This window comes from Candidatus Megaera venefica, from assembly GCF_034554655.1.
Lineage (GTDB): Bacteria > Pseudomonadota > Alphaproteobacteria > Rickettsiales > Rickettsiaceae > Megaera_A > Megaera_A venefica.
Window position 1 is genome coordinate 1 of the sequence record NZ_JARJFB010000194.1, and the last position, 2,681, is coordinate 2,681.

The 2,681-nt window shown below is 33.7% G+C and carries 4 protein-coding genes; 2 read left to right on the forward strand and 2 right to left on the reverse strand.

Annotated elements, in window-relative coordinates; translation table 11 throughout:
* Positions 1–484: 484 nt before the first annotated feature.
* Complete coding sequence (locus Megvenef_RS08660) at positions 485–781, reverse strand: hypothetical protein (protein ID WP_322777533.1); 297 nt, start codon at positions 779–781, stop codon at positions 485–487.
* Positions 782–1,051 (reverse strand): hypothetical protein, encoded by a 270-nt coding sequence (locus Megvenef_RS08665; protein WP_322777534.1) that lies wholly within the window; start codon positions 1,049–1,051, stop codon positions 782–784.
* A 407-nt stretch (positions 1,052–1,458) separates the two neighbouring features.
* Here Megvenef_RS08665 and Megvenef_RS08670 point away from each other — a divergent pair, with 407 nt between their 5' ends.
* Together Megvenef_RS08670 and Megvenef_RS08675 are read left to right on the forward strand one after the other, a co-directional pair.
* A complete protein-coding gene (locus Megvenef_RS08670) occupies positions 1,459–2,232 on the forward strand; it encodes a ParB/RepB/Spo0J family partition protein (protein ID WP_322777535.1) in 774 nt (257 codons plus the stop codon).
* Between the two features lie 23 nt (positions 2,233–2,255).
* Positions 2,256–2,528: an HU family DNA-binding protein gene (locus Megvenef_RS08675; RefSeq protein WP_322777536.1), complete on the forward strand. Its 273-nt coding sequence runs from the start codon at positions 2,256–2,258 to the stop codon at positions 2,526–2,528.
* Positions 2,529–2,681 lie beyond the last annotated feature (153 nt).

The window sequence follows — 2,681 nt, forward strand, 5'->3', positions numbered from 1 at the left end:
GAATATCAGACATATTATCAAATCATGTATAAATTTTCAACTACTACTAACTCGTCTATAGGATTATTTTAGCCAATGGAAAAAGGGATGGTAGTAAGGGGAATTCTCCCCCGCTACGCTGCGTCGGTTCTGTGAAGAACTTAGTTAAAAGGACACCTGAAAAAAGAAGTTTTTTTAATTCAGATATAAATAAATATACATAGTAGGCAACGAGGAAATATGCTATTGCTTTCACATACATTCAAAATGCCAAGATGAGATATATGGAGCGTTTTTATAAGATATGCGGGTTAATAGGCTTATATTTTATTAGCCCAGCTTCTTTTTTGGCTCTTAAATTTAAGATAAGTGAAGATAATATGATGCTGTTTCGTATGACTATCAATATTACTTATTATACAACTATAGTTGCTCTATTTTTTCTTATAACTAATCTTTAGACAACTAATAGCTAGAATTTGTACTTATAAGTGCCCGCGTTATATCATGGATGCGGCGTGATAGCAATAATTGTTATTTCAGATTTGTCAGGACCATAGTGCCAAAAGATTTTATAAGCCTCGGGAGTTTTATTTTCAGCGTAAGCTTCGAATATTTTGATTCCAAATTGCTGGGTTAGAGAATTATATTCATGCGTATTTAGGCTAGGATGTTTAGGATTATTTTCTAAATACCCCAAAGATTTCCTTACAGCATTTAACCGTTTCTTTTTACTCGGGTCACTCTCTAATTTTTCTAAATTTAACGCCGCTTCGTTAGTGAATAATATTCGAAAACCCATCTATTTGTCTTCATCCGCATATTTTGCGAAGCTTCCTTTGTAAATAGTTTCTTTTCTAGAAGATTGCTCAAGTCCTTTTTTAATCGAAGATAAAGCTTGTTCATTTTCAAACAACCATTTTTCACGTAACTGAACTTCGGCATAAGGTTTTAAAGTTATTTCCTTAGTTGATTCATTCATTATTGCTTTGTAGCCACTAACACCTTTAGTAAGGCTGCCTAAACAAATACGTCCTTTTGCATCTGGTCTTAAAATTTTTTTTGCCATCATACTAATGCCCCTTGCGCCCTGCTCTTGTAATTACACTTTGGATACGCTTATGATAACATTTTGTGGGAATAATGTAAAGTGGGATAGATTAACTATTAGCAACAAAACTATCTTTCACAAAAATGCAGGTGGCTAAAAAGCTCCATATGGAGCTTTTTAAGAGCCTCTTTGAAATGTTTGCAAATTTTTGCCAAATGTACTTTGTGATTCTAAGAATGCATTCCAAGCCGAAGAAATGTTATATACCTTTCTCTTTTTAAGATGGTCAGAAAAACCATACATTGCTTTACTGCAACTATTTCTCAGTTACTGACAAATAACTATTTAAATAGTTTTATATTATCTTTTCTTATTGATTTTGTCCTGTATTTCTGATATAATAACTATATATTAAATGAATTATGTTTATGGAAATAATAGAAGTTGATCCAAGAGTTTGCAAAAGGTGGCAATATGCTGATCGCAATTCTTTTGAATTTGGTGATACGAATATTCTAGCTGAAGATATTAAGCGGAACGGACAAATAACGCCTGTTTTTGTCCGAACCTTAAAAGACAATGGCAAGTTCAAATATGAGGTAATTGCTGGCAGTAGACGCCTGCAAGCTTGCCTTGCCGCCGACTTACCACTCAAAGCAATATTAACTAATGTAACAGACGCAGAGGCCGCAACTGTCCAGATTAAGGAAAACGAGCAGATTGGACTTTCTGAATACTCAAAAGGCATGTCATTTGCTAAACTAAAGCAAGACGGCAAGCTAACTCAAGAGCAATTAGCCGAAATTGCTGGGTGCTCAAGAAAAAAGATCCAAAACTTATTAGCCTTTGAGAAGATAGATAAGGCTATCTGGAATGCAGTTGCTAACATGAGTAAAGTTTCAGCTAGATCTGCAGAAACCATCTTAGCTCTTTCAAAAAAATCAGCTGCCCACAAAGAAGCTCTTATCGAGATTGCCGAAGAAATCAGAAAAGGTGCCGGTAGTGTACGTATAGAAAAACTCGTTGATGAAATCTTAAATGGAGAGTTTAGTAGTCAGGAAGAAGAAATTATCACTAACACATCTGGTCAAGTACTAGCTAAATGGAAAGATGCTAAACTATATTTTGCTAAAGATTTAAAGTTAGACAAAAATAAATTCAATAAAATGCTGATTAATTTCTTTAATATCGAAAACAAGTAAAACAAAAAAACAGGAGTATTGATATGAATAATTATGAGTTTGTGAAATTCGCTGCAAATAGATTCGGTATTGACGAAACTGTTGCTGAAAGCATGGTTGATATGTTTGCCCAAACGTTGCAGGAACTTATCTCCTCGGGGCAATCTGTAACTATCGATGAAATAGGTGAATTTAAGTCTGTACCCCTATTCCCAAATGGATTAAATCATCACAATAATATTGCTCTTGCCAAAGCTGCTAAACGTAATATTGTTAGCTTTAAAGCTAGTGATAGACTGGCAGAGAATATAACTTAAATCCATAGTAATAATCAGCTCTTTATGGCACTATGAATCATTATTGTTAAAATAAAAAAATATTTATGACATATTACTTCGCTCGTTACATCCTATTACTAGCTAAAACTTCTTCTTCCTTTAAGCTTAACTTCATATTACCTTTTTTTATCC

Coding starts and splice junctions, on each gene's coding strand:
- Megvenef_RS08660 (WP_322777533.1), bottom strand. CDS start 781: ATGGGTTTTCGAATATTATTCACTAACGAAGCGGCGTTAAATTTAGAA.
- Megvenef_RS08675 (WP_322777536.1), top strand. CDS start 2,256: ATGAATAATTATGAGTTTGTGAAATTCGCTGCAAATAGATTCGGTATT.
- Megvenef_RS08665 (WP_322777534.1), bottom strand. CDS start 1,051: ATGATGGCAAAAAAAATTTTAAGACCAGATGCAAAAGGACGTATTTGT.
- Megvenef_RS08670 (WP_322777535.1), top strand. CDS start 1,459: ATGGAAATAATAGAAGTTGATCCAAGAGTTTGCAAAAGGTGGCAATAT.